This is a genomic window from Mycobacterium sp. UM_Kg1 (genome assembly GCF_000972925.1).
GTDB classification, from domain to species: domain Bacteria; phylum Actinomycetota; class Actinomycetes; order Mycobacteriales; family Mycobacteriaceae; genus Mycobacterium; species Mycobacterium hiberniae.
In genome coordinates this window covers 1-3,139 of the sequence record NZ_JRMK01000253.1, presented here as the reverse complement: position 1 = coordinate 3,139, position 3,139 = coordinate 1, and the positions used below count along the sequence as shown (strand labels likewise).

The 3,139-nt window shown below is 64.9% G+C and carries 5 protein-coding genes; 2 read left to right on the top strand and 3 right to left on the bottom strand.

Annotated features, from left to right (window positions below; genetic code table 11):
- Together LI92_RS20645 and LI92_RS20640 are read left to right on the top strand one after the other, a co-directional pair.
- Window positions 1-626: cytochrome P450 (locus tag LI92_RS20645; protein ID WP_046322204.1), on the top strand; the 626-nt coding region annotated here is incomplete at its 5' end.
- Window positions 619-1,317 (top strand): TetR/AcrR family transcriptional regulator, encoded by a 699-nt coding sequence (locus LI92_RS20640; RefSeq protein WP_082109832.1) that lies wholly within the window; start codon window positions 619-621, stop codon window positions 1,315-1,317. The genes LI92_RS20645 and LI92_RS20640, both read left to right, overlap by 8 nt.
- A 77-nt stretch (window positions 1,318-1,394) precedes the next feature.
- Here the strand turns inward: LI92_RS20640 and LI92_RS20635 are convergent, their stop codons facing one another.
- The 3 genes from LI92_RS20635 to LI92_RS23445 form a co-directional block, all read right to left on the bottom strand.
- Window positions 1,395-2,162: a nucleotidyl transferase AbiEii/AbiGii toxin family protein gene (locus LI92_RS20635; RefSeq protein WP_046322203.1), complete on the bottom strand. Its 768-nt coding sequence runs from the start codon at window positions 2,160-2,162 to the stop codon at window positions 1,395-1,397.
- Window positions 2,152-2,805: a type IV toxin-antitoxin system AbiEi family antitoxin domain-containing protein gene (locus tag LI92_RS20630; RefSeq protein ID WP_046322205.1), complete on the bottom strand. Its 654-nt coding sequence runs from the start codon at window positions 2,803-2,805 to the stop codon at window positions 2,152-2,154. The genes LI92_RS20635 and LI92_RS20630 overlap by 11 nt, the downstream gene beginning before the upstream one ends.
- Window positions 2,806-3,018: 213 nt before the next feature.
- On the bottom strand, window positions 3,019-3,139 hold a 121-nt coding region (locus tag LI92_RS23445), incomplete at its 5' end, for an excalibur calcium-binding domain-containing protein (protein ID WP_046322201.1).

Below are 3,139 nucleotides of genomic sequence, written 5' to 3'. Positions count from 1 at the left end.
CCCGCCGAAACAGTCTGAGCGATGACCTGCTGTCTGAGCTCATCCGCGCCGAAAGCGACGGCGACCGACTGAACCTCGACGAACTCCGCATGCTGGTGGCCGGCTTTCTGATGGCGGGAACAGATACGACGCGAAACCAATTGGCCGCGTCCGTGCAAGCGCTCTGCGAACATCCGGATCAATGGGTGAAGCTGGGCGACCAACCAGAGCTTGCGATGCAGGCGGTCGAGGAGAGCATGCGCCATTCTCCGGCGGTCTGTATCGCGCCGCGGGCCGCAACCGAGGATGTCGAGTTCGGCGGCTACACGTTCCCGGCAGGCACCTTTGTTCTGGTAAATACCTTTGCGGCCAACCGCGATCCCGCGATCTATGACGATGCTGACCGCTTCGACATCGCGCGCAAGGACGCTCCCGCAATTCTGACCTTCGGCGGCGGTGCCCACTACTGCCTTGGGGCGAACCTTGCACGACGGGAATTGGCAGACGCGCTCACCGTCCTTACCCGACGTCTGCCTGCGCCCCGTCGCGTCGGTCCGGCCCCGTGGAAATCCCTGCTGGGAATGACCGGCCCCGCCACACTGGAGATCGAGTTCGAGGCCGAACGGTTGGTGACAGCGGATGCGTAGTCGCGGTTGGGCGGGTTCCACGCCCGCCTCGGACGAGGAGGCGATCGCCCGCATTCTGAACGCGGTGGATGAAGTGGTCGCCGAACATGGGCCAGCGCTGCGCCTGGCCGACGTCGCCCGAAAACTCGGAGTCACTCGCCAGACGGTGTACCGCTACTTCCCCAATGCTGACGCGCTTCTCATCGCTAGCGCAATGCGTGCAGTCGACGGATTCATCGACCAGGCTCTAGAACGCGCCAGCGGACAGCACGACCCGGTCATTGCCGTCGTGGAGTGTGTGTCGTTCGGGATCGAAAATCTCGTCGGCGACCCACAACTAGAAAACCTGCTGACCCGGCGACAGGAGGGCGAAGACGTCATCTCGCTGACCTCCGACACCGCGATCGCGTTCTGCTTGTCGGCTTTCCACCGCCTCGAAGTCGACTGGACGCTCCACGGCTTCAACGACATCGCACTGCGTGAACTTGCCGAAATGACGTTGCGCACAGCGCAGTCCCTGCTAACCGATCCCGGTCAGCAGCCGCGCGACGGGATTGCACTACGCCGCTTTGTAGCGCGATGGCTCGGTCCAGCGATCCTCTATCCACGGTTGATGTCGCTGCCGATTCACGAACGGCACGCACCGTCGGACGGGCACATCGAAGCAGAAAGTCGCACCTCGCTGTCGCGGAATGGTCCCCACGAAGGTTGAGGTTTCGGGTACCCGCGGCCCTTCTTCAGAGGATGTTTTTCAAGATCAAATCTCGGACCCCGTCGCCTATTCATTGTTTATGCGGGTTTGTGTGCAGGTCGTGATACCCGCTGCCAGGTCTCGCGGACAATTTTGAGCGCCTCGGTTGCGGAGACGTTCAGGCGAGTCTGACCTGCCAACTGTGCGTGCCACTGAGCGTCGGACGGTGCACGGTTAAACATGTGCGGCGCGGGATTCCTGTTGGTGGGTCCGTGTCGCCGGAACAGGGCGGCGGCGGCCGCGTCGATGGCGCCGATCCTGCTCAGCGCCCAGAGATCCCAGAGATCGCGGGCTGCGTGCCGGTCCGTCCATGTCGCCGTCTTCGACGCCGCAAACGCAGGGAGAGTCGGCACCAAAAGCTCCGCCGCGAGGGCGTCGGTGTACCGCTGGACCAAAATGCGACGCTCGGTCGGCCACACGGTGCGCTCGCGTGCCGACAGCAGCTGCAATCGGACCGGGCTCCCGCCTCTGGGACGCAGCACGACCCCCCTGACGTCCGGTGTGGCGCTCAGGGCTGGTTCCACGCTGAGCCGGCCGTGGGTGCGCGCCACGGCGCGGGGCAGCGCTGCATCGAGTTCCTGCGCGACGTCCTTGCGGCTGCCGACCGCGACGAGGTCGATGTCTTCGCTGAGGCGCCCCTGGGGGAGATGGGTGCGGGCCAGGGCGGTGCCGCCGATGAAGTGGATTCGGTCACCGAAGTCTCGGCTGAGGAAGGCGAGGAGGTGGGAGATGAGGTGGTCGCGCTCTACCTGTTCGGCGGAGACGCCGAACTGTGCTGCGACCGAATCGCGTTCGTCAGGATCCATGGTGGGTTCCGGCCCAGTGTTCGGCGCGACGTAGGGAAGCCACCCGGCGCTGCTCCGCGGCGAGGCCTTCGAGGCGTTTCTTGTCGCTGCGCACGTAGAGGGCTGCGACGGCGGCCGGAACGTCGGCTTCGTTGTCACCGAGGGTGGGGCGGTGGGCCAGATCGAGGACGGTCTGTTCCGGCGTGGTCACCAACACCGGCCCCAGCTCGGTGCGAATCTGCTCGGCGTCCAGGCCGCCGGTGTCACGTTGGACGAACTGCACGACGGCCGGTCTATCGGCTAGGGCGATGGAATGGTGTCGTCGTGGCACCGCCACGATTGCGATTGCCACGGCCCGCGGAAGGGCGCCGTGCAGGCGTGCGGCGCTGAGCCCCATGACGACGATGTCGTCACGGCCGTAGATCGTGGCGGCAATTCCCGCGGCGGCTGCCTCTAACTCTGGGATCCACCCGCGCCCCACCATGTCTTGGGGGACGACGACGTAGTAGCCGTCGGCGAGTCGGTGCAGGAGTCCGCGATCGGTAAGCCGGACCAGCTGGGTCCGGGGGTGGGCGTACACAGCCACGGCGTCGCGTGGCCGGATCGTCCGCAGCGGGGCCCGTGCCAGTGCGGCAGGAAGTGGAGTACTGCGGTACCGCGCCATGGCCACTCCTCCAAGTACGCATTACGTACTTCTAAAGAGTACGAAATGCGTACTCGATGCGCAATCAGTTCAAACTCTGAGCGCCATTGCGTTCGCTGACTGCGCGATCGAAACGCCACCTCGATATAAATCCGGCCGCGGCTCATGTGGCGGTCTGGGGCCATGCTCACGTGGCTGGGACGGGTAGCTGGTCCAGGCGTGGCTAAGTCCTGTTCAGCACTCGCAGCCCAGTCCGTCGTTATCGCGGTCCAGCTTCGACTGGTATTTGTCCGACGTGGCCGGAATATCGCAGTCGCCGTTCTGCCGTGCTTCGGTGCAATTGCGGTAGGGGACA

Coding starts and splice junctions, on each gene's coding strand:
- LI92_RS20640 (WP_082109832.1), top strand. CDS start 619: ATGCGTAGTCGCGGTTGGGCGGGTTCCACGCCCGCCTCGGACGAGGAG.
- LI92_RS20635 (WP_046322203.1), bottom strand. CDS start 2,162: ATGGATCCTGACGAACGCGATTCGGTCGCAGCACAGTTCGGCGTCTCC.
- LI92_RS20630 (WP_046322205.1), bottom strand. CDS start 2,805: ATGGCGCGGTACCGCAGTACTCCACTTCCTGCCGCACTGGCACGGGCC.